Below are 20908 nucleotides of genomic sequence, written 5' to 3' on the forward strand. Positions count from 1 at the left end.
TTGCATGGCGCTGACGAGCCGCATCATGGACGATTTACCCGTGACCACACAGGGCGAGCCGGTGTCCGCCCGGTCGACGGGCCCGACCTCTTCGTCGGATCCCCCATCGTCCGGACGTCCGCCGCGCCCGCGTGAGGAGCGTCACCCCGACTCACTGCCGGCCCGGCTGACCGAGCTGCGCGACACCGTCAAGGCGACCCGGTTCGCCCTGCCGCTGCCGAGCGCCGAGCGGGCCGGCACGGTCGCCGCGGCCATGGTCGCCCAGCTCGACGACTACCTGCTCCCCCGGCTCGAGCGGCTCGACGCCCCGCTGCTGGTCGTCGTCGGCGGCTCCACCGGCGCGGGCAAGTCCACGTTGGTCAACAGCCTGGTCCGGACCCCGATCAGCCCGGCCGGGGTGCTGCGCCCGACGACCCGGGCCCCGGTGCTGGTCTGCCACCCGGCCGACATGTCGTGGTTCTCCCGGGCCAACCTGCTGCCGTCGCTGACCCGCACCAGCGGCCCGAGCGCGGACCAGAGGTCCCTGCAGGTCGTCTCGGCCCACGCGCTGAGCCCGGGCCTGGCCCTGCTCGACGCGCCCGACATCGACTCGGTCGTCGACGCCAACCGGCACCTGGCCGGGCAGCTGCTGGCCGCGGCCGACCTGTGGCTGTTCGTCACGACCGCGGCCCGCTACGCCGACGCCGTGCCCTGGACGCTGCTGCACACCGCGCGCAACCGGGGGACCGCCGTCGCGCTGGTGCTGGACCGGGTCCCCGGCGGAGGCGCCGCCAACGAGATCGGCCCGCACCTCAAGCAGATGCTGGAGGAGCACGACCTCGGCGGGGTGCCGCTGTTCGTGCTCCCGGAGACCCGCCTCGACAGCCAGGGACTGCTCACCGAGGTCCAGATCGGCTCGCTGCACGACTGGCTGGGCCGGCTCGCCCGCGACGCCGAGGCCCGCGCGGCCGTGGTGCGCCAGACCGTCGGCGGGGCGATCGACGCGCTCACTGTCGACGTGGTGATCCTCGCGGCCGCGGCCGAGGACCAGGTCGCGGCGGCCGGGACGCTCGGCGAGGCCGTGCACCACGCCTACCGGGCGGCCACCGAGTCGGTCGAGAAGGGCATCCACGACGGTGCGCTGCTGCGCGGCGAGGTCCTCGCCCGCTGGCAGGAGCTCGTCGGCACCGGCGACATCATGCGGGCCCTGCAGGCCCGGGTCGGCAAGATGCGCGACCGGGTCGTCGCCGCGGTCACCGGGCGGCCGGCGCCGGGGGAGCGGTTTCAGGAGGCGCTCGGCTCCGGCCTGGCCGTGCTGCTCAAGGCGGCCGCGACCGACGCCGCCGAGCGGGCCGGCACCGCGTGGCGGGCCCACCCGGCCGGTGCCGCTCTGCTCGACGCCGCACCTGAGCTCGTGCACCCCTCGGCCGACCTCGACGAGCGCATCAACCGGCTCGTCCGGGACTGGCAGCGGGCCGTGCTCGAGCTGGTCCGGACCGAGGCCGGGGACAAGCGGGTGGTCGCAAGGGCCAGCGCCTACGCCGTCAACGCGACCGGCCTGCTGGTGATGGTCAGCGTCTTCGCCGCCACCGCGTTCATTCCCACGGGCGCGGAGATCGCGGTCGCCGGCGGTACCACCATCGCCGCTCAAAAAGTCCTTGAGGCGATCTTCGGCGACCAGGCGGTGCGCGCCCTGGCCGAGCGGGCCCGGCAGGACCTCGGCGAGCGGGTCGCCGAGCTCTTCGCCACCGAGTCGGACCGGTTCCGGGCCGCGCTCACCGGCGCCGGGGTCGACGAAGCGCTGTCACCGCGGCTGCGCGCGCTCAGTGCCGAAATACACCAGGCCCGGCCGGAGGTGGACCGCACACAATGAGCTTGGTCGAGCGCGTGAAGCAGATGATGCCGAAGTCGCCGGTGAACGCCGATCGGCTGGTGACGCGGGTCGAGGCGCTGCAGCGGTTCGTGGCCGCGGCCGAGGGCCGGGTGCCGGAGGACCGGCTCGTCGCCGCCCGCACGGTGATCGACCGGTCCGGCGAGCGGCTCCGGCTGTCCCGCGCCCACACCGTCGTCGCGCTGGCCGGCGCCACCGGCAGCGGCAAGTCCAGCCTGTTCAACGCCGTCTCCGGGTTTCAGCTGTCCCGGGTCGGGGTCCGGCGGCCGACGACGGGCGTCGCGCACGCCTGCGTGTGGGGCCAAGAGGGGGCCGGCCCGCTGCTCGACTGGCTCGGCGTGCCCCCCAACCGGCGGTTCACCCGCGAGAGCGCGCTCGACGGCGACGACCAGGCCACGCTGCGCGGGCTGGTGCTGCTCGACCTGCCCGACTTCGACTCAATCGAGGACCGGCACCGGCTCGAGGTCGACCGGCTGCTCCGCCTGGTCGACCTGGTGGTCTGGGTGCTCGACCCGCAGAAGTACGCCGACCGGGTCGTGCACCAGCAGTACCTCTCCCAGTTCCAGCGCCACCGTGACGTGACGGTCGTCGTGCTCAACCAGGCCGACCGGCTCAACCGCACCGACGCCGAGCGGCTGCTGGAGGACCTGCGGCGGCTGCTCGACAACGACGGCCTGGGCGGGGTGCCCGCGTTCGCCACGTCGGCCAAGGGCCAGCCGGGCCTGGGCGCGCTGCGGGCCGCGCTGGAGCGCACGGTCGCGGATCGCCAGGCCGCGCTCCTGCGCCTCAACGGCGACGTCACCGACGCGGTCGCGGCCCTCGAGCCCCTGGTCGTGGCCCGGGCTTCGGCCGGCGTGCCGCAGCCCGCGGTCGACCGGCTCTCGGCCGCGCTCGCCGAGGCCGCCGGCGCCCCGATCGTGGCCGCCGCGACCGAGCGCACCTACCGGCACCGGGCCACGGCCTCCCTCGGCTGGCCGCTGCTGCGGTGGGCCCGGCGCCTGCGCCCCGACCCGCTGAAACGCCTGCACCTCGAGGCCGGCCCGACCGCGCGCCCCGAAGCCACCTCCCTGCCCGAGTCGACCGCCGCCCAGAAGGCCGCGGTCACCCTGGCCGCCCGCGAGGTCGCCGCGCACGCGTCCGAGGGGCTGCCGGAGCCGTGGCCGGCCGCGATCACGGAGGCGTCGCGCTCGCGGGTCAACGACGTGCCCGACGCGCTCGACGTGGCCGTCGCCTCGGCCGACCTCGGGCTCAACCGCAAGCCGGCCTGGTGGGGGCTGGTCGGCGCGCTGCAGTGGCTCGGCGCCGCGACCGCCCTGGTGGGGCTGGTCTGGCTGGCCGGACGGGCGGCGTTCGCCCTGCTGGGCCTGCCGAGCATCGAAGGCCCGACGGTCGGTGCCGGCATTCCGCTGGCCACCGTGCTGCTCGGCGGCGGCCTGCTCTTCGGTCTCCTTTTGGCGGTGGTGGTACGCCCATTCGCCGCACTCGCCGCAAGACGGGCCCGGGCCCGAGCCGAGCGCCGCATGCGCACCGCGATCGCCGGTGTCGCCCGCACCCACATCGTGGGCCCGGTCGAGGAGGTCCTGCGCTCGTACGATGTCGCGCGTGACGCCCTCGCCGCCGCCGCTACGTAGCCATATCCGCTGGAGCCGCCGTTTCGGGTTCGCCGTCCTCGGGCTGCTGAACCTGGCCTGGGGTGCCTGGGCCGTCACCGCGCCCCGGCACTTCTTCGACACGTTCCCGGGCTTCGGCCTGCACTGGACCTCGTCCTACCCGCCGTTCAACCAGCACCTCACCGTCGACCTGGGCGCCACCATGCTGACCCTGGCCACGTTCCTCATCGGCGCCGCGATCGTCGACAAACCGGCGGTGAGCTGGCTGACCGGGATCGGCACGGCCGTCTTCGGCACCCTGCACTTCGGCTACCACGCCCTGCACGCCGGGCACATGGGCACCAGCGACCGGGTCCTGAGCCTGTTGAGCCTGATCGGGGGAGCGCTGCTGCCGCCCCTGCTCGCCGCCACCCACCGTCTGGAAGAGTCCCGGTAATGGACCTGCGGTATCTGCGGGAGCACCCGGGCCAGCTGCCCGTCTTCATCAAGCACCAGCGCATCCGCGAGACGCCGGTGCCGGGCGGCTCGATCTGCACGGCCCAGCGGCTCACGCTCGACAACGGCGGGTCACTCTTCGCCAAGTCCCTGGCCGACCCGCCCCCGGGCTTCTTCGCGGCCGAGGCGGCGGGCCTGCGCTGGCTGCGGGCGGCCGGGGCGGTCCCGGTGCCCGAGATCATCGCCGAACTGCCGGACCTGCTGGCCCTGGAGTGGATCGAGCACGGTGAGGCGACCCCGGAAGGCGCGGAGGAGCTCGGGCGCGGGCTGGCCGGCCTGCATCGCGCGGGCGCGGACGCGTTCGGGGCGCCCTGGGCCGGATATATCGGGACGTCTCCGCTTCCGAACGAGCCTTCAACGCGGCCGTGGGGCCAGTGGTTCGCGGAGTATCGCCTGCAGCCGTTCCTCGCGGCTTCGACGGAGGCACTGAGCGGCAACGACATCGCCGGAGTCGAGCGGGTGATATCCGAAATTTCGGCATATGGCGGTGACGAGCCGCCGTCCCGCATCCACGGCGACCTGTGGCCGGGCAATGTGCTCTGGGACCACCGCGGGACCGGATGGCTGGTCGATCCGGCCGCGCACGGCGGGCACCGCGAGACCGATCTGGCCCTGCTCGGGCTGTGGGGCGGGGTCGCGCATCACGACCGGCTCCTCGCGGCCTACCGGGAGGCGTGGCCGCTGGCGGACGGCTGGCTCGAGCGAGTACCGCTGCATCGTCTGTATTTGATGCTCGTGCACACCGCGCTGTTCGGTGCCGCATACGGGGACTCGGTCCGGGCACTGCTTCGCGCGCTCTGAAGCGGGTACCGTTCGACGCATGACCCGTTCGGATGCGAGCGAACCCCCCGGCGCCGGCCTGGCCGACCGGTTCGGGCGCGTCGCGACCGATCTGCGGGTTTCGCTGACCGACCGGTGCAACCTGCGCTGCACCTACTGCATGCCGGCCGAGGGCCTGGACTGGCTGCCCAACCCGTCACTGCTCACCGATGACGAGATCGTGCGGCTGATCGCCGTCGCCGTCGGCCGCCTCGGCGTCACCGACGTGCGGTTCACCGGCGGCGAGCCGCTGCTGCGGCGCGGGCTGACCGAGATCGTCCGGGCCGTGGCCGCGTTGCCCGATCGGCCGCGCATGATGCTCACCACCAACGGCATCGGCCTGGCCCGCCTGGCCGCACCACTGGCCGAAGCCGGGCTGGACCGGGTCAACGTCTCGCTCGACACCACCGACCCGGCCCGGTTCAAGGCGATCACCCGGCGCGACCGCCACGCCGACGTGCTCGCCGGGCTGGCCGCGTCCGCCGACGCCGGGCTCGTGCCCGTGAAGATGAACGCGGTGCTGCTGCGGGGCGTGAACGACGACGAGGCCGTGCCGCTGCTGAAGTTCGCCCTCGAGCGCGGCTACGAGCTGCGGTTCATCGAGCAGATGCCGCTGGACGCCGGGCACACCTGGCGCCGCGAAGAGATGATCACCGGCGCCGAGATCCTGGCCGCGCTGCGCTCCGCGTTCACGCTCACCCCCGACTCCCACGCTCGGGGCGGAGCACCGGCCGAGACCTGGTTCGTGGACGGCGGGCCGGCTCGGGTCGGCGTGATCGCCAGCGTGTCGAGCCCGTTCTGCGGCGCCTGCGACCGGACCCGGCTCACCGCCGACGGCACCGTCCGCTCCTGCCTGTTCAGCCAGAAGGAGACCGACCTGCGCGGCGCGCTGCGGGCCGGGGCCGGCGACGAGGAGCTGGCCGACCTGTGGCGCAAGGCGATGTGGGCCAAGCCCGCCGGGCACGGCATCGACGACCCGAAGTTCCTGCAGCCGGCCCGGCCAATGTCGGCCATCGGAGGATGACCAGTTGCTGTTAGTCCGCTACTTCGCGGGGGCCCGCGCGGCCGCCGGTGTGCCCGAGGAGAAGGTCGAGGCGGCGACGCTCGGCGAGCTCGTGGCGGCCCTTACCGCCGACCGGCCGCGGCTGGCCGGTGTGGTGACCGCCTGCTCGTTCCTGGTCGACGGCACCTCGTGGCGCGACCGGGACGCCCGGCTGCCAGCGGCCGCGACCGTGGACGTCCTGCCGCCGTTCGCGGGCGGCTGAGCCGTTGATCGCGATCCTCCTGGCCGTCGTCCTGCTGGTCGTCGGCGGTATTCACTACTACCTGTGGAAGCGCCTGGTCAAGGACACGACCCGGTCGCGCCGCGGGCGGATCATCGGCTCCGTCATCGCGGTGCTGCTGGCCCTGGTGATCCCGGCCACCTTGGCGCTGTCCCGCGCCTTGCCCCATGCGCAGCAGCCGATCGTGGCCTGGCCCGGCTATCTGTGGCTGGCGCTGATGTTCTACCTGCTGGTGACGCTGGCGATGCTGGAGATTCCGCGGCTTGCGGTCCGGCTCTGGCAACGCCGGTCGCGGCCGGCACCGTCCGCCTTGCCCGACGTTTCCGATGATCCGGATGTTTCCGACGAGCCGGACGTTTCCGGTAAAGACGATGCCGGGGCTTTCGCCGCTGAGGCGCCAATGGTCGACCCAGGCTTTGACGCCTCGCGGCGGCTGGTGCTCGGACGGTCGCTGGCCGTCACCGCCGGCGTGCTGTCCGCGAGCGCGGTGGGCATCGGGGTGTACCAGGCCATGGGCGCCCCCAACCTCAAGCGCGTCCCGATCCGGCTGGCCAAGCTGCCCCGGAGCATGGACGGGTTCCGCATCGCGGTGGTGTCCGACATCCACCTCGGGCCGCTGCTCGGCCGCTCGCACACCGAGCGGATCGTCCGGATGATCAACGGGGTGGACGCGGACCTCGTCGCCGTCGTCGGTGACCTGGTCGACGGCAGCGTCGCCGAGCTCGGCAGCGCGGCCGAGCCGCTGCAGGACCTGCGCGGCAAGCACGGCAGTTTCTTCGTGACCGGCAACCACGAATACTTCTCCGGCTTCCAGGAGTGGGTCGACGAGGTCAATTCCCTGGGGGTACGGGTCCTGCGCAACGAGCGCGTCGACGTCCTCGGGCTCGACCTCGCCGGCGTCAACGACCTCAGCGGCGAGGACGTCGGCGACGGCCCCGACTTCGCCAAGGCCCTCGACGGGCGGGATGCGAACCGACCCGTGGTCCTGCTCGCCCACCAGCCGATCCAGGCCCACGAGGCCGCCAAGCACGGCGTCGACCTGCAGCTGTCGGGGCACACCCACGGCGGGCAGATGGTGCCGTTCAACCTGCTCGTGGGCCTGCAGCAGCCGATCGTGGCCGGGCTCGGCACGGTCGACGGGACCCAGGTCTACGTCACCCGCGGCGCCGGCTTCTGGGGCCCGCCGGTGCGATTCGGCGCACCTCCGGACATCTCGATCGTTGAGTTGCACGGCGCGTAGCCGGTAACGGGTGGGGCGCCTGTGACAGGATGCAGCGTGCCTTCGAACGCCGCTTCCGACTCGTTCGTCGCGGACCTGCACATCCACTCGAGGTACTCCCGGGCGTGCAGTCGTGACCTCAGCATCGAGACGCTCACCTGGTGGGCGCGGCGCAAGGGCATCGCCCTGCTCGGCACCGGCGACTTCACCCACCCGGCCTGGTTCGACCATCTGCGCGAGGCGCTGGTCCCGGCCGAGCCCGGCCTCTACCGGCTGCACCCGGACCGCGAGGCCGACGTCCTGCGCCGGCTGCCGGCCCGCCTCGGCGCGCCCGACACGGCCGCGCGGTTCATGCTGTCCGTTGAGATCTCGACGATCTACAAACGGGGCGACCGTACCCGCAAAGTCCACCACCTGATCTATCAGCCGGACTTCGACGCGGTCGAGCGCTTCAACACCGCGCTCGGCCGGATCGGCAACCTCGGCTCCGACGGCCGCCCGATCCTCGGCCTGGACTCCCGCGACCTGCTCGAGATCACGCTGGAGGCGAGCCCCGACGGCTTCCTCGTGCCGGCGCACATCTGGACACCCTGGTTCTCGGCGCTCGGCTCCAAGTCCGGGTTCGACGCGATCGCCGACTGCTACGCCGACCTCGCCGAGCACATCTTCGCGGTCGAGACGGGGCTCTCCTCCGACCCCGAGATGAACTGGCGGGTGTCGTCCCTGGACAAGTACCGGCTGGTCAGCAACTCCGACGCGCACTCCGCGCCGGCGCTGGCCCGGGAGGCGACGCTGCTGTCCGGCGAGCTGTCCTACACCGGCGTGCGCGACATGCTCCGCACCGGCGACGGCCTCGTCGGCACCCTCGAGTTCTTCCCGGAGGAGGGCAAGTATCACGCCGATGGGCACCGGGCCTGCGACGTGAACTGGCCTCCGGCCCGCACCCGCGAGGCGCAGGGCCGCTGCCCCGAGTGCGGCAAGCCGCTCACCGTCGGCGTCCTGCACCGGGTCGAGGAGCTCGCCGACCGGCCGGAGGGCTACACGCCGGCGGCCGCCCCCGGGGTCACCCACCTGATCCAGCTGCACGAGATCCTCGGCGAGATCAACGGAGTCGGCCCGAAGTCGAAGACCGTCGACGAGAAGCTCTCGGCGCTGGTGGCCGAGCTCGGGTCCGAGCTGTCGATCCTGCGCACGGTGCCGATCGACGACATCACCCGGGTCGGCGGGGAGCTGCTCGGCGAGGGGATCGCGCGGCTGCGGCGGGGGCAGGTGCACCGCACGCCCGGCTATGACGGCGAATACGGCGTCATCCGCCTGTTCGAGCCCTCCGAGCTGCGTGCGGGTGCTCAGGAAGACGCTTTGTTCGAAGTACCCCTGCCGGTCCTTCCAAAGCAGCGCAAGGCCGAATCGGCCCCGAAAGCTCAGCCCAAGCGGCGCCGGACGGCACCCGCGGAGGCCGCGCCGCCGCCCCCGCCGATCTCCGCGCCCCCGTCTCCGCACGAGCCGCTCGAGCCGATGCTGGCCGGCATGGAGGAGGTCGGAACCGGGCTGCTCGACCGCCTCGACGCGCTGCAACGGGTCGCGGCCTCGGCCCCCGGCGGCCCGCTGCTGATCGTCGCCGGCCCCGGCACCGGCAAGACCCGCACGCTGACCCACCGGGTCGCATACCTCTGCGCCGAGCTGGGCGTCTATCCGGAGGAGTGCCTGGCGATCACGTTCACCCGGCGGGCCGCCGAGGAGCTGCGCGAGCGCCTCGAGGGGCTGCTCGGGCCGGTCACCGAGGCCGTCACCGTCTCCACGTTCCACGCGCTGGGCCTGCAGATCCTGCGCGAGCACGCGGCCGCGGCCGGGCTCACCCCGCAGTTCCGGATCGCGGAGGAGGCCGACCTGCTGGCCGCGCTGGAGCCGCTGACCGAGCGGGAGGCCCGCAAGGCCCTCGCGGCGATGGAGCCGGAGACCCGGGAGACCCTCGCGAAGGCGCTGCGGGCCCGGGACCTGGTGTCGCTGGACGAGCTGCTGACGTTGACGGTTTCGATGTTGCGGGCGGACGCGTCCCTCGTCTCGCTCTACCGGTCGCGCTGGCGCTGGATCTTCGTCGACGAGTATCAGGACGTCGACCCGGTGCAGTACGAGCTGCTCGGCCTGCTCTGCCCGCCCGGCGGCAACCTGTGCGCGATCGGCGATCCGGACCAGGCGATCTACTCGTTCCGCGGCGCCGAGGTGTCGTTCTTCCTGCGCTTCGCCGGCGACTTCTCCACGCCCGAGGTCGACGCCCGCGTGGTCCGGCTGACCCGCAACTACCGCTCGTCGGCGCCGATCCTGGCCGCCGCGGTGCAGGCGATCGCCCCGACCACCCTGGTGCCCGGCCGCCGGCTCGATCCGGCCCGGCTCGACCTGGAGGCCCCGGTCGTCGGGCTCTACCCGGCCAACTCCGTCGCCGACGAGGCGGACTTCGTCGTGCGGACCGTGGACGAGCTGGTCGGCGGCCTGTCGCACCGATCGCACGACGGACGTGTCGACTCCCGGGCCGGCGTCGGCGCGATGTCATTCTCCGATATAGCCGTGTTGTACCGCACCGACGCGCAGGCCGCACCGATCGTCGACGCGCTCAGCCGGGCCGGGGTACCCGTGCAGAAGCGCTCACACGACCGCCTGCTCGACCGCCCCGGCGTCGCCGCCATCGCCCGCGAGCTGCGCTACGCCGACGGCCTCGGCGGCTCGATCGCGGCCCGGGTCCGCCTGGCCGGCCAGGTCGTCGCCGGTCGCTGCGGCACGCTGGACAGCGACCTGATGACGCTGAACGAGTCCGACGTGTGGAACGCCGTCGACCTGATGACGCCGCTCGCGCTGCGGGCCGGCAGCGACCTCGACGAGTTCCTGGGCGCGCTGGCCACCGGGGCCGAGGTCGACGGCTGGGACCCGCGGGCCGACCGGGTCAACCTGCTGACGCTGCACGCCTCGAAGGGCCTCGAGTTTCCGGTCGTCTTCCTGGTCGGCGCCGAGGACGGCCTGCTGCCGCTGCGGCCCTACGCCGGGGCCCAGCAGACCGACGACGACATCGCCGAGGAGCGCCGGCTGTTCTTCGTCGGCCTCACCCGGGCCCAGGACCGGCTCTTCGTGTCGCACAGCCGCACGCGGTTCCGCTTCGGCTCGGAGCGCGAGATGGCGCCGACGCCGTTCTTGGCACCTATCGATCCGGGCCTGCTGGAACGGCGCGGCCCGGCCGCGCCGCGGAGGCCGAAAGATCGACAGTTGCGCCTGATCTGACCGGCTTTGGCGGGGCTTTCACCTGGCCTTTGGTCGCCCTTTGAACGCTTTTTGGCGTGGATCCGTGAGGTCAAGGGGGTGGGGTGGGGAGCTACCGTGGGGGCGTTGGCGTCGATAGGCTCACCAAGCCGACCACCGGCCGCAGGACCAGGAGGACATCATGTCGGGTTACGGACCGCCGGGCGGACCGTACCAGGGTCAACCTCAGGACCCATGGCAGCAGGGCGGTCAGCAGGAGCCCCCCTACGGAGACCAGGGCTACGGCCAGGGTGGAGGCGGCCAGGGCTACGGCCAGGGTGGCGGACGCCCGGGCGGTGGTGGCGGCGGCGGTGACTACGGTCAGGGCGGCGGCTACGGCCAAGGTGGTGGCGGCGGCTACGACCAGGGCGGTTACGACCAGGGTGGCGGCGGTGGCTACGGCGACCGCGGCTACGGCGGTGCTGGAGGTGGCGGCGGCTACGGCGGCGGTGGCGGTGGCTACGGCAACCAGGGCTACGGCAACCAGGGCGGCTACCCCGACCAGGGCTACGACGACCGGCGCGGCTACGGGGACGACCGCACCTTCCAGCAGCCCCCCGGTGGCGGCTACCAGCCCTATGGCAACGAGCCCGGCGGCTACAACGACGAGCCGCAGTGGGGCCCGCCCCCGGAGCCGGAGCAGAAGAAGCGCTCCGGCGGCACGATCGCGCTGGTCGCGATCCTCGTCCTGCTCCTGCTCGGCGGCGGTGGCGTCGGCCTCTACTACTACGTGTCGAAGGACAAGGGCAAGACCGACAACAACCCGCCGGCCGCCCAGTCCTCGACCCAGCCCGGCGCCTCGACCCCGGCCGGCGGCGGCAACCAGTCCGGCAACCCGTCCGCCAACGCCTCGGCGTCCAAGGCCGGCGTGCAGGCTGGTGACGCGGCGTCGGTGAAGATCGGCGAGTGCCTGAAGAACGTCGGCACGAGCAACGAGAAGCCGCAGATGCAGAAGGTCCAGTGCGCCCCCGGTGCCTACGAGGTCCTCAAGCGCATCCCCAACACCAAGGACACCGCGAAGTGCAAGGGCACCGAGGGGTATACGCACGACTACTTCTTCGACAGCCCGGTCGACTCCAACGACTTCGTGCTCTGCCTCAAACTGCGGACCTGACCTGCGGTTTTACCCTTGGCCCCGGCGCTTGCCGGGGCCTTGGTGTTTTTCCGGCCCCCTTGCGACGGGCACCCGTTGGGGTGTAGTACATTAGTTCGAGCCAGCCATCGAACAGCTGTTCGGTAGTCTTCGGGAGTCACCGGGGGCACATTCGATGGCGTCCTATAAGGCTGTCTTGCGCCCGCGCTAGATACTGCTAGATATCGCACGACGACACGCCGTAGAGGTTCTTCTACGGGGTTCTAGCCTGCGCGCTAGATAGCCCGATACTGTGCGATTCGTGGACCCCATCCGCAACCCTTATGCGCCAGGGGCCGGTCAGCGCCCACCGGAGCTCGCCGGTCGCGACCGTGAGCTGCACGCCTTCGAGGTCGTCCTGGAGCGGGTGGCCCGCGGCCGGCCGGAGCGGTCCCTGATGCTCACCGGCCTGCGGGGCGTCGGCAAGACCGTCCTGCTCAACACGCTGCGCTCCGAGGCCATCTCGCACCTGTGGGGCACCGGCAAGATCGAGGCCCGGCCCGACCAGTCCCTGCGCCGCCCGGTCTCCGCCGCCCTGCACATGGCCATCCGCGAACTGGCCCCCCACCATCGCGCGCCCGAGCGGATCGACGAGTTCCTCGGGGTGCTCAAGGCCTTCGCCCTGCGCGAGGACCCCCGCAAACCCCCGTCGAAGCTGCGCGACCGTTGGCAGCCCGGTATCGACGCCCCACCGGCCACCGGCCGCGCGGACTCGGGCGACATCGAGATCGACCTGGTGGAGCTGTTCACCGACGCCGCGAGCGTGGCCACGGACGTGGGCACCGGGGTGGCGCTGTTCATCGACGAGCTGCAGGACGTGTCGGCCGAGGACATTTCGGCGCTGTGCGCGGCGTGCCACGAGCTGTCCCAGACCGGCGCACCGCTGATCGTGGTCGGCGCCGGCCTGCCGCACGTGCCCGCGCTGCTCTCGGCGTCGAAGTCCTACTCGGAGCGCCTGTTCCGTTACCAGCGCATCGACCGCCTGGACCGGATCGCCGCCGACCTGGCGCTGACTGCCCCGGCCGAGCGCGAGGAGGTCGAATACGAGGCGAAGGCGTTGGACGCGCTGTACGAGGCCTCGGGCGGCTACCCGTACTTCGTCCAGGCCTACGGCAAGGCGACGTGGGACCACGCCCCCCGCTCCCCGATCACCGCCGCCGACGTCCGCGTGGCCGCTCCGGAAGCCGAGGCCGAGCTGGCGGTGGGCTTCTTCGGCTCCCGCTACGAGCGGGCAACTCCGGCCGAACGCGAGTACATGCGCACGATGGCCACCCTCCTGCCGGCCGTCGACGTCTCCGAGGCGGTCCCGACCGCGGAGATCGCCCGCACGCTGGCCCGCAAGCCGGCGAGCCTGTCACCGGCCCGCGACGCACTGATCAAGAAGGGCCTGATCTACTCGGGCGAACGCGGCACGGTCGCCTTCACGGTCCCCCACTTCGCCCGCTACCTGCGCACCCAGCCCACCGAGTAGCCGCCCAACTCCGAGATTTCGCGCTATTTCCGGGCTTTGGCGGCCTCCGCGCGTTCCATGATGCCGCGCAGGTCGCGGTGTTCGATGGCGGCGGCCATGAGTTCGGGGAAGACGTCGGGGGTGCAGGCGAACGCGGGGACGCCCAGGGCGGCCAGCGCGGCGGCGTTCTCGCGGTCGTAGTCGGGTGCGCCCTCGTCGGACAGGGCCAGCAGCGTGATGACCTGCACGCCGGCCGCTGTCATCGCCGCGACCCGCCTGAGCATCTCCTCGCGCACGCCGCCCTCGTAGAGGTCGCTGATCAGCACGAAGATCGTGTCGCGGGGGCGGGTGATGAGCTGCTGGCCGTAGGCGATGGCGCGGTTGATGTCCGTGCCGCCGCCGAGCTGGGTGCCGAACAGCACGTCGACCGGGTCACTGAGCCGGTCGGTGAGGTCCACGACGGCGGTGTCGAACACGACCAGCGACGTCTTCAGCGAGCGCATCGAGGCCAGCACCGCCGCGAACACCCCCGAGTAGACGACCGACGCCGCCATCGAGCCCGACTGGTCCACGCACAGGACGATGTCCCGCTGCACCGCCTGCGCCCGCCGTCCGTAGCCGACCAGCCGCTCCGGCACGATCGTGCGCTGCTCGACCTGGTAGTGCTTGAGGTTGGCCCGGATCGTCCGGTCCCAGTCGATGTCGTGGTGCCGCGGCCGGTTGATCCGGGCCGCGCGGTTGAGGGCGCCGGCGAGCGCGGTCCGGGTCGGCTGCGAGATCCGCCGCTCCAGCTCGCCGACGACCTTGGCCACCACCTTCCGGGCCGCCCGCTTGCTCTTGTCCGGCATGACCCGGTTGAGCGACAGCAGCGTCCCGACCAGGTGCACGTCGGGCTCGACGGCGTCGAGCATCTCGGGCTCGAGCAGCAGCCTGGTCAGGTTGAGCCGCTCGATCGCGTCGGCCTGCATGACCTGCACGACGGTGGACGGGAAGTATTGCCGGATGTCGCCCAGCCACCGGGCCACCCGCGGCGCCGATGCTCCGAGCCCGGCGCCGCGCTGGTTTGGCGACCCGTCGGAGCCGTGGTCGTAGAGCGCCCCGAGCGCCGCGTCGACGGCCGCGTCGGGTCCGCTCAACCCGTAGCCGGTGCCCTCGGCCCCCGGCGCACCGCCCAGCGCCAGCCGCCACCGTCGCAGCCGCTCCTCGCCCGGCTCGCCGTCGACGGGCTCAGACATGCAGCTCCCTCCCCAGCAGTTGAGCCGCGACCGGGAGCAGCAGACCGCCCCGCGCCGCGTCTATGTCGTCGTCCGGGGTGGCGCCCGGCCGGACCGTGCCGATGTTGGCCGCGCGCTCCCCGATCATCCGGCGCTGCGGTGCCGGGTAGCCGCTGAACGTGCGCCGCAGCAGCGGCAGGACCTCTACGAACGCGTCGGCCGGTATGCCGGTCAGCCAGGCGTCGACCAGGGCCAGGAGCCGCTCGTCGTGGACCAGCAGCAGCCCGTCGCCGGCCAGGAAGCCCTCGATCCAGGCGGCGGTCCGTGCCACCGGCACGCCGACGGTGAGCACGAGGGCCATCCGCGCGCCGATCTCGTCCGCGTCGACCGCGCCCGCGTCGAGCAGCAGCCGGTTCATCCGTCCGGTGAGCAGCCCGTGCAGGTCGTCGCGGGTCGACAGGCCGGCCAGGACCGCCTGCCAGCGGGCCTGGGCCTCGGGCTCGTCGACCAGGGCGAGAGCTCCCTGCACGCCGTCGATCCGGTCGCGCATGACGGCCGCGGCCGTGTCGTCGAGGCCGCCGACCGCGGCCGGCAGGCCGACGCAGATCCTCGTGATCATGCCGAGCGTGACGTCGCGGAGGGCGGTGAGGTCGGTGCCGCGGACGTCGCCGTAGCGGAGGGTCCGGGCCAGGGCCGGCAGTGCGTCCATCAGGTGGGCGACGTCGGCGTCGAGGGCCATCCGCTCGTCGAGGGCGTCGAGCACGCCGGGCAGCGCGTCGGGCAGGTCGGCGAGCAGGCACCGCTCCACCAGCGCGGTCACGTCGGCCAGGGTCGCCGCGGACAGGGCCAGTTCGGCGACGCGGGCGGTGGCCGCTTCCAGGACCGTCGTCCCGTAGGCCCCCGCCTCCACCAGGTCCACCGCGAACTCCGGCTGCCAGGCGATCTCCCACTCCTCGCGGAAGGTGCCCTTGCCCTTGGCCGCGGCCAGCACCTTGCCCCACTCGACGCCGAGGAGCCGGAGCCGGTGCAGCAGCCGGCTGCGCTCGAGGTCGAACGCCTGGCGGAGGTCGAGTTTCAGCTCGCGCCGCTCGACCTTCGGCGGGAGCCGGAGCCGTCGCTGGCTGCCGGCGACGTCCTTCGCGATGGGCACCCCGGGCGTCTGATCCGGCACCCGCCCGAGCCGATCACCGACGACCAGCCGCCGGTTGATGAGCGCGAGCCGCAGATCGTCACCGTCGCACAGCACCGCGTGGGCCGCGTCCGTGACCTCGGCCAGCCCGGCCAGGGGCCGCCCCCGCATGGTGGCGAGCGCGTCGGCGAGCCTGGTCGCCTCGATGACGTGCGCGCTCGACACCGGCACGCCGTCCTTGCGCAGCACGCCCGCGGCCCGCACCAGCCACCGCTCGATGACGTGCGCGTCGACGGACGTGAACAGGTGGTGATACCAGCCGGGCGAGCGCACGCCGGCCCCGTAGCCCTGCCAGGACGCCAGCCGCGCATGCGTCCACGGCACCCAGGTCATCGCGACCTTGACCTTCGCCAGCCCGCGCACGACGGCCGCGTCGGCCGAGGCGCTGGGCAGCGGCGCGGTCAACGCCGGCACATGCCAGGCTCCGCAGACCACGGCCACCCGCTCGAACTCCTTGAGCGCGGCCCGCAGCCCGATCCGCATGTAGGCCTCGCGCCGCTCCTCCTCGACCCGCTCCGCTTCCCCCGGCTCCGGAGAGTGCGCCCGCACCACGGTCATGGCCTCAGCGATAGCCGTGAACGGTGCCGACGCCGCAGCCAGCTCCCGTTCGTCCACCGTCACGTCGGCCGCGTCCGCGAAAAGTCCGACGCCGCTCAGGCCGTCGCCGAGGCTCAGGGCGGGCGCGGGAGATGGGGCTGGGGCTGGGGCTGGGGCCGGGTGGTCGAAGCGGTGCTCGACGACGTCTTCCCACCAGCGCTCGGGATCGTCGTAGCCCGCGGCCTCGGCCAGAGCTCCGATCGGGTCGAGCCGGACCGAGCCCTCTTCGGGCGCGGATGCCGAGGACGGGGGAGCGGCGAGACGGACGGCGGCGGGCATGTCTACGAACCGGACCGGCACGTCGCGGGCCACCGCCCACCGGATCGCCTGCCACTCCGGCGAGAACTCGGCGAGCGGCCAGAACGAGGCCCGCAGCTTCGGATCCGGGTTGTCGGCCGGGTAGCCCAGCAGCGCGACGGGCGCCCGCATGTCCTCGTGGCCCGCGTAGGGCACGAGCGAGTCGGCCTCTGGCGGCCCCTCGATCAGCACCACCGAAGGCTGGAACGCGGCCAGTGCTCGCCGGACGGCCCGCGCGGACCCGGGTCCGTGGTGGCGGACCCCGAGGAGCAGCGGCTCACTCGCCACGGCGGGCCGCTCGGTAGAAGTCGCGCCAGCCTTCGCGTTCGCGGACGACGGTCTCCAGATACTCCTGCCACACCACCTGGTCCGACACCGGGTCCTTGACCACCGCGCCGAGAATCCCCGCGGCCACGTCCCCGGCCCGCAGGACTCCGTCGCCGAAGTGCGCGGCGAGCGCCATCCCGTTGGTGACGACCGAGATCGCCTCGGCCGTCGACAGGGTGCCGCTGGGCGACTTGAGCTTGGTCCGGCCGTCCTCGGTCACCCCGTTGCGCAGCTCCCGGAACACGGTGACGACCCGCCGGATCTCGTCGGCGGCGGGCGGCAGCTCGGGCAGCTCGAGGGCCTTGCCGAGCGCCGCGACCCGGCGCGCCACGATGTCGACCTCCTCCTCGACGCCGGCCGGGACCGGCAGGACCACGGTGTTGAACCGGCGCCGCAGCGCGGAGGAGAGCTCGTTGACGCCCCGGTCGCGGTCGTTGGCGGTGGCGATGACGTTGAAGCCCTTGCGGGCCTGTACTTCCTGCCCGAGCTCAGGCACCGGCAGCGTCTTCTCCGACAGGATCGTGATGAGCGTGTCCTGCACGTCGGACGGCACGCGGGTCAGCTCCTCGATCCGCGCGATCCACCCGTCGGCCATGGCCCGCAGCACCGGGCTGGGGACGAGGGCGGCGCGGGTGGGTCCTTCGGCGAGGAGGCGGGCGTAGTTCCAGCCGTAGCGGATCGCCTCCTCCGGCGTGCCCGCGGTGCCCTGCACCAGCAGCGTCGAGTCGCCGCTGATGGCCGCGGCAAGGTGCTCGGACACCCAGGTCTTCGCGGTGCCGGGCACGCCGAGCAACAGCAGCGCCCGGTCGGTGGCGAGGGTGGCGACGGCGACCTCCATGAGCCGGCGCGGCCCGACGTACTTCGGCACGATCACGGTCCCGTCGGCCGTCTCCCCGCCGAGCAGGTAGGTGACGACGGCGGCGGGGGAGAGCCGCCACCCCGGCGGGCGCGGCCGCTCGTCGGTCGCGGCCAGCGCCACGAGCTCGGCGGCGAACTCGTCCTCGGCGTGGCGCCGCTGCACCGTCTCGGCGACGGGCGCGCCGTCGACGTGGACGACAGTGACATCGACTGAGCTGGTCACACGAACTCCAAGGGGGAAGGGGGAGCGTTCATCGGAGCTCCGCGAGCATGTCGTCCCGGAACCGGAGCGTGTCGGCGAAGCGGCCGACGATGGAGGACATCGGGTCGTCGGAGGGCAGCGCGGCGGCCATGGCCGTGGCCCGGGCAGCGGTGTCGGCCGGCAGGCGCAGGGCGGCCAGCTCGCACAGGCCGGCCAGGCGCCAGCCCGCGGAGCGGCGGCCGCTCAGGTCGTCGAGGGCGTCGAACACGGCCTCCCGCAGCGGCTCCGGCCACGGCCGCGGGCACAGCTCCAGCACGTGCTCGACGCCGACCGCGGCCGCACCGGCCAGCCCTCGGCGCAGCACGTCGACGGCGAGCGCGGCCAGGGCGTCGGAGGGCAGCGCGTCGTAGAGCGCCTCGAGCAGCAGCCGGTCGTCCGGCCGCCCGCCCGCGGCGACCTCGTCGGTGAGCCGCCCGGTCAGTGCGGTGGCCCAGCCGGAGTCGCGCTGGCCGGCGGCGGCCCGGGCCAGCCCGCGGCGCAGGACGGCGGCCCACTCGTCGGTCACCGGCAGCGACAGGAACGCCTCCGGGTCGCCCCACACCGTGAGGGGGGTGCGGGTGAGCAGCTCCTCCAGCCACCAGGCCCGCTCGCCGACGCCGGCCGGGGGCCGGGCCACGATCCCGTCGCGGCGCATGGCCTTGTCGCAGGCGGCCGGCGGGTTGACCTGAATCCGTCCACCGGTCACCTGGACGGCGGCGGTGCTGCGTCGGGTCATGCGCCGGGCGTAGTCGCTGTCGGGCAACATCGCCAGGAGATCGAGGGCAACGATCCGGACCTCTTTGCGCCGGTCGTCGAGGGCACCTTCGAGCACCGGCTCATCGGCGGGGGAGAGCCCGGTCGCGAACGTGCCGAGCAGCGCGGCCCGGTCGTCGGGGGTCTCGGTCGGCCAGACGTCGGCGAGCATGTCGCGGCCCCGCTGCTCGCCCGCGGGCCCGCCGCGCCGCACGGCGGTGAGGATGCCGACCCGCTTGCCGATCGTGCCGAGCTCCCAGCCCCGCGGGTCATCGGCGGGAGCTTCGACCGCGGTGGAGTCGAGGTAGGCCCACTCCGGCCGCTGCCGGGCCAGCCAGGCCACGCGGGGGCCGCCGGCCGCGGCGACGAGCGGTCGCAGCGCCCGGTGCCGCCGCCCGATCTCCAGCAGCGCCGGCAGCAGCTCACCCGGGACCCGGCGGCCCTTGACCGCGGAGAGCCACTCGTAGAGCAGCTCGAGCCGGCCGTCGGCGTCGCGGACCGGCACGGCGTTGCTGGTGCCGTAGCCGGCCGCGTCGACCGCGAGCAGGTCGGCGGCGCGGGCGGCGGCGGACCACGGCACGAGCGGAAGGTCGGAGTCGTCGGGGGCCGGCTCCGGCACCGCGAGCCCGGCCCGGGCCCGGAACCCGGCCCGCCGGTAGAGCGTCAACGCTCCCGCCACGTCGAGCAGCGCCTCCGCCGGGTCCTCGCCGGGCCGCCCGACCCCGGCCGGCAGCGTCCGCCGCTGCGTCCCCACCAGCGCCGTGGCCAGCACGTCCCCCCAATCCGCCATTCCCGACATTTCCGAAATGTCGACAGAGCGACGGGCGGCGGATGCGCCGACGCCCTCGGTGCGGGCGACGGGTGCGCCGACGCCCTCGGTGCGCGCGACGGGTGCGCCGACGCCCTCGGTGCGGGCGGCCGCAAGGTCCGGGTCGTTCACAGCCGCACCAGCCGTTCGTCGGCCCAGACCCCGAGCGGCCGCAGCCCCGCCGCCGACCACTCGCCGGTCACGGTCGTCGGCCGCCCGGCGGTCACGGCGATGAGCCGCCACGGTTCGCCCGCCGCCGGATCGAGTGGCAGCCCGGACCCGTCGGCGTCCACCAGCGCCCAGCCCGAGCCGTCGCGGACCGGCACGACGCCCTCCACCGCGAGAGGCCAGTAGTCCAGCCAGGGATCTCCGGCCAGGGCCAGGGCGTGCGCCCGCAGGTTGTCCTCGATCCCGGCCCCGCCGGCGACGAAGTGCATGCGCTCCGGCGGTGCGTGCCGCTTGGCGATCAGGGCCCGGGCCGGCTGGCCGCCCGGATACAGGCACACGTCGGCGTCGAACTCGGTCCCGGGCAGCAGGTCGATCGGCAGGGACTGGCCGGCGACGGCGAACGACAGCACGATCAGCGGCTGGCCCGAGGCCGCGCCCCGCAGCCACGCCCGCCGCACGGTGAGCTGGTCCTCGATCTCGTCGCGGACACCGTGGACCTGCCACCGGTCCCGCACCGCCGGCCCGGCCAGGACGGCCTCGGTCGCGATCGGCACACCGACCCGCATCCGGACGCTGTCGGCCAGCTCTTGCGGCAGCTCCTCCAGCCGCCGGTAGCCGCCGACCAGCAGGTGCAGCCGGGCCAGCTCACCGAGCAGTCGCTCCGGCGCGCCCATCACGGCCGCGGTCCGTCGCAGGATGCCTGCCGCGCTGGCCGCCTGCGCATCGACCAGGCGAGCCGTCATGCTGTCCCAGGCCGCGGTGCTCTTGGCCGCTCCGGCGAGACCGCCGCGCACCTGGTCGGCGAGCCAGCGGTCCAGTTCCTCGAGGCCGGATGCGATGCGGTCGGCCCGGCGCGCCTGGGCTTTTTCGCTGGGGGCGGCCCTCCCGGCAGTACCCCCACCACCGCTTCTGGCATTTTCAACCGCTGGTCGCGGAGCCGCGCGCGCGGCCCGGGCGGCCTGCCAGGCGCTGGCCCACGATGGGGCGACGGCCTCGGGGACGGCGCCGGACGACCAGCGCAGCAGCAGTGCGAGGGCGTGCTTGCACGGGAACTTGCGGCTCGGGCAGGTGCATTTGAAGGCCGGTTCGGTGAGGTCGACGGCGGTCTGGTAAGGCGTGGTCCCGCTGCCCTGGCACAGGCCCCACAGGGTGGGGTCGATGTCGTCGTCGGCGGCCAGCCCGGTCTCCAGCCAGGCCCGGTCGCCGGCGAGCCCGCGCGCCGCCCGCTGCGCGGACGAGTCGGGCGCCAGCGCCATAACCTGATCCGTTGTCCAAACGGTGGTTGCCGTCTCC

15 protein-coding genes are annotated in these 20908 nt (G+C 73.5%); 10 read left to right on the plus strand and 5 right to left on the minus strand.

Annotated elements, in window-relative coordinates; genetic code table 11:
* Nucleotides 1-40: 40 nt before the first annotated feature.
* The 10 genes from ACIA8L_RS40615 to ACIA8L_RS40660 all read left to right on the plus strand — a co-directional run bounded on the left by ACIA8L_RS40615 (nucleotide 41) and on the right by ACIA8L_RS40660 (nucleotide 13184).
* Nucleotides 41-1852: an ABC transporter gene (locus ACIA8L_RS40615; RefSeq protein WP_395913095.1), complete on the plus strand. Its 1812-nt coding sequence runs from the start codon at nucleotides 41-43 to the stop codon at nucleotides 1850-1852.
* Nucleotides 1849-3501 (plus strand): GTPase, encoded by a 1653-nt coding sequence (locus tag ACIA8L_RS40620; protein ID WP_395913096.1) that lies wholly within the window; start codon nucleotides 1849-1851, stop codon nucleotides 3499-3501. Before ACIA8L_RS40615 ends, ACIA8L_RS40620 begins: the two co-directional genes overlap by 4 nt.
* Nucleotides 3473-3916, plus strand: coding sequence for a hypothetical protein (locus ACIA8L_RS40625; protein WP_395913098.1), 444 nt, complete (start codon nucleotides 3473-3475; stop codon nucleotides 3914-3916). The genes ACIA8L_RS40620 and ACIA8L_RS40625 overlap by 29 nt, the downstream gene beginning before the upstream one ends.
* Nucleotides 3916-4776, plus strand: a complete 861-nt coding sequence (locus tag ACIA8L_RS40630; RefSeq protein ID WP_395913100.1) for a fructosamine kinase family protein — start codon at nucleotides 3916-3918, stop codon at nucleotides 4774-4776. Before ACIA8L_RS40625 ends, ACIA8L_RS40630 begins: the two co-directional genes overlap by 1 nt.
* A 19-nt stretch (nucleotides 4777-4795) precedes the next feature.
* Complete coding sequence (gene moaA, locus ACIA8L_RS40635; RefSeq protein WP_395913102.1) at nucleotides 4796-5818, plus strand: GTP 3',8-cyclase MoaA; 1023 nt, start codon at nucleotides 4796-4798, stop codon at nucleotides 5816-5818.
* 4 nt (nucleotides 5819-5822) lie between these two features.
* A complete protein-coding gene (locus ACIA8L_RS40640; RefSeq protein WP_395913103.1) occupies nucleotides 5823-6059 on the plus strand; it encodes a MoaD/ThiS family protein in 237 nt (78 codons plus the stop codon).
* Nucleotides 6060-6063: 4 nt separating this feature from the next.
* A complete protein-coding gene (locus ACIA8L_RS40645) occupies nucleotides 6064-7317 on the plus strand; it encodes a metallophosphoesterase (RefSeq protein WP_395913105.1) in 1254 nt (417 codons plus the stop codon).
* Between the two features lie 36 nt (nucleotides 7318-7353).
* Complete coding sequence (locus tag ACIA8L_RS40650; protein WP_395913107.1) at nucleotides 7354-10563, plus strand: UvrD-helicase domain-containing protein; 3210 nt, start codon at nucleotides 7354-7356, stop codon at nucleotides 10561-10563.
* Between the two features lie 160 nt (nucleotides 10564-10723).
* Nucleotides 10724-11695, plus strand: a complete 972-nt coding sequence (locus ACIA8L_RS40655) for a hypothetical protein (RefSeq protein ID WP_395913109.1) — start codon at nucleotides 10724-10726, stop codon at nucleotides 11693-11695.
* A gap of 280 nt (nucleotides 11696-11975) precedes the next feature.
* Entirely contained in the window at nucleotides 11976-13184 is a 1209-nt protein-coding gene (locus tag ACIA8L_RS40660; protein WP_395913110.1) for an ATP-binding protein, read from the plus strand.
* A 23-nt stretch (nucleotides 13185-13207) separates the two neighbouring features.
* Here the strand turns inward: ACIA8L_RS40660 and ACIA8L_RS40665 are convergent, their stop codons facing one another.
* The 5 genes from ACIA8L_RS40665 to ACIA8L_RS40685 are packed head-to-tail and all read right to left on the minus strand — an operon-like array spanning nucleotide 13208 to nucleotide 20871.
* Complete coding sequence (locus tag ACIA8L_RS40665) at nucleotides 13208-14398, minus strand: VWA domain-containing protein (RefSeq protein ID WP_395913111.1); 1191 nt, start codon at nucleotides 14396-14398, stop codon at nucleotides 13208-13210.
* Nucleotides 14391-16748, minus strand: a complete 2358-nt coding sequence (locus tag ACIA8L_RS40670; RefSeq protein WP_395913112.1) for a DUF5682 family protein — start codon at nucleotides 16746-16748, stop codon at nucleotides 14391-14393. The genes ACIA8L_RS40665 and ACIA8L_RS40670 overlap by 8 nt, the downstream gene beginning before the upstream one ends.
* Entirely contained in the window at nucleotides 16738-17868 is a 1131-nt protein-coding gene (locus ACIA8L_RS40675; protein ID WP_395913113.1) for an AAA family ATPase, read from the minus strand. The genes ACIA8L_RS40670 and ACIA8L_RS40675 overlap by 11 nt, the downstream gene beginning before the upstream one ends.
* Before the next feature lie 28 nt (nucleotides 17869-17896).
* On the minus strand, nucleotides 17897-19579 hold the full coding sequence (locus ACIA8L_RS40680; protein WP_395913114.1) for a DUF5691 domain-containing protein: 1683 nt from the start codon (nucleotides 19577-19579) through the stop codon (nucleotides 17897-17899).
* Entirely contained in the window at nucleotides 19576-20871 is a 1296-nt protein-coding gene (locus ACIA8L_RS40685; protein WP_395913116.1) for an SWIM zinc finger family protein, read from the minus strand. Before ACIA8L_RS40685 ends, ACIA8L_RS40680 begins: the two co-directional genes overlap by 4 nt.
* Nucleotides 20872-20908: the final 37 nt, after the last annotated feature.

Source organism: Dactylosporangium sp. NPDC051541 (assembly GCF_044454505.1).
Taxonomy (GTDB): domain Bacteria; phylum Actinomycetota; class Actinomycetes; order Mycobacteriales; family Micromonosporaceae; genus Dactylosporangium.

Bases quoted from the DNA above. Each gene is read 5' to 3' on its own strand.
- ACIA8L_RS40630 (WP_395913100.1), top strand. From the start codon at position 3,916: ATGGACCTGCGGTATCTGCGGGAGCACCCGGGCCAGCTGCCCGTCTTC.
- ACIA8L_RS40685 (WP_395913116.1), bottom strand. From the start codon at position 20,871: ATGGCGCTGGCGCCCGACTCGTCCGCGCAGCGGGCGGCGCGCGGGCTC.
- ACIA8L_RS40665 (WP_395913111.1), bottom strand. From the start codon at position 14,398: ATGTCTGAGCCCGTCGACGGCGAGCCGGGCGAGGAGCGGCTGCGACGG.
- ACIA8L_RS40620 (WP_395913096.1), top strand. From the start codon at position 1,849: ATGAGCTTGGTCGAGCGCGTGAAGCAGATGATGCCGAAGTCGCCGGTG.
- moaA (WP_395913102.1), top strand. From the start codon at position 4,796: ATGACCCGTTCGGATGCGAGCGAACCCCCCGGCGCCGGCCTGGCCGAC.
- ACIA8L_RS40655 (WP_395913109.1), top strand. From the start codon at position 10,724: ATGTCGGGTTACGGACCGCCGGGCGGACCGTACCAGGGTCAACCTCAG.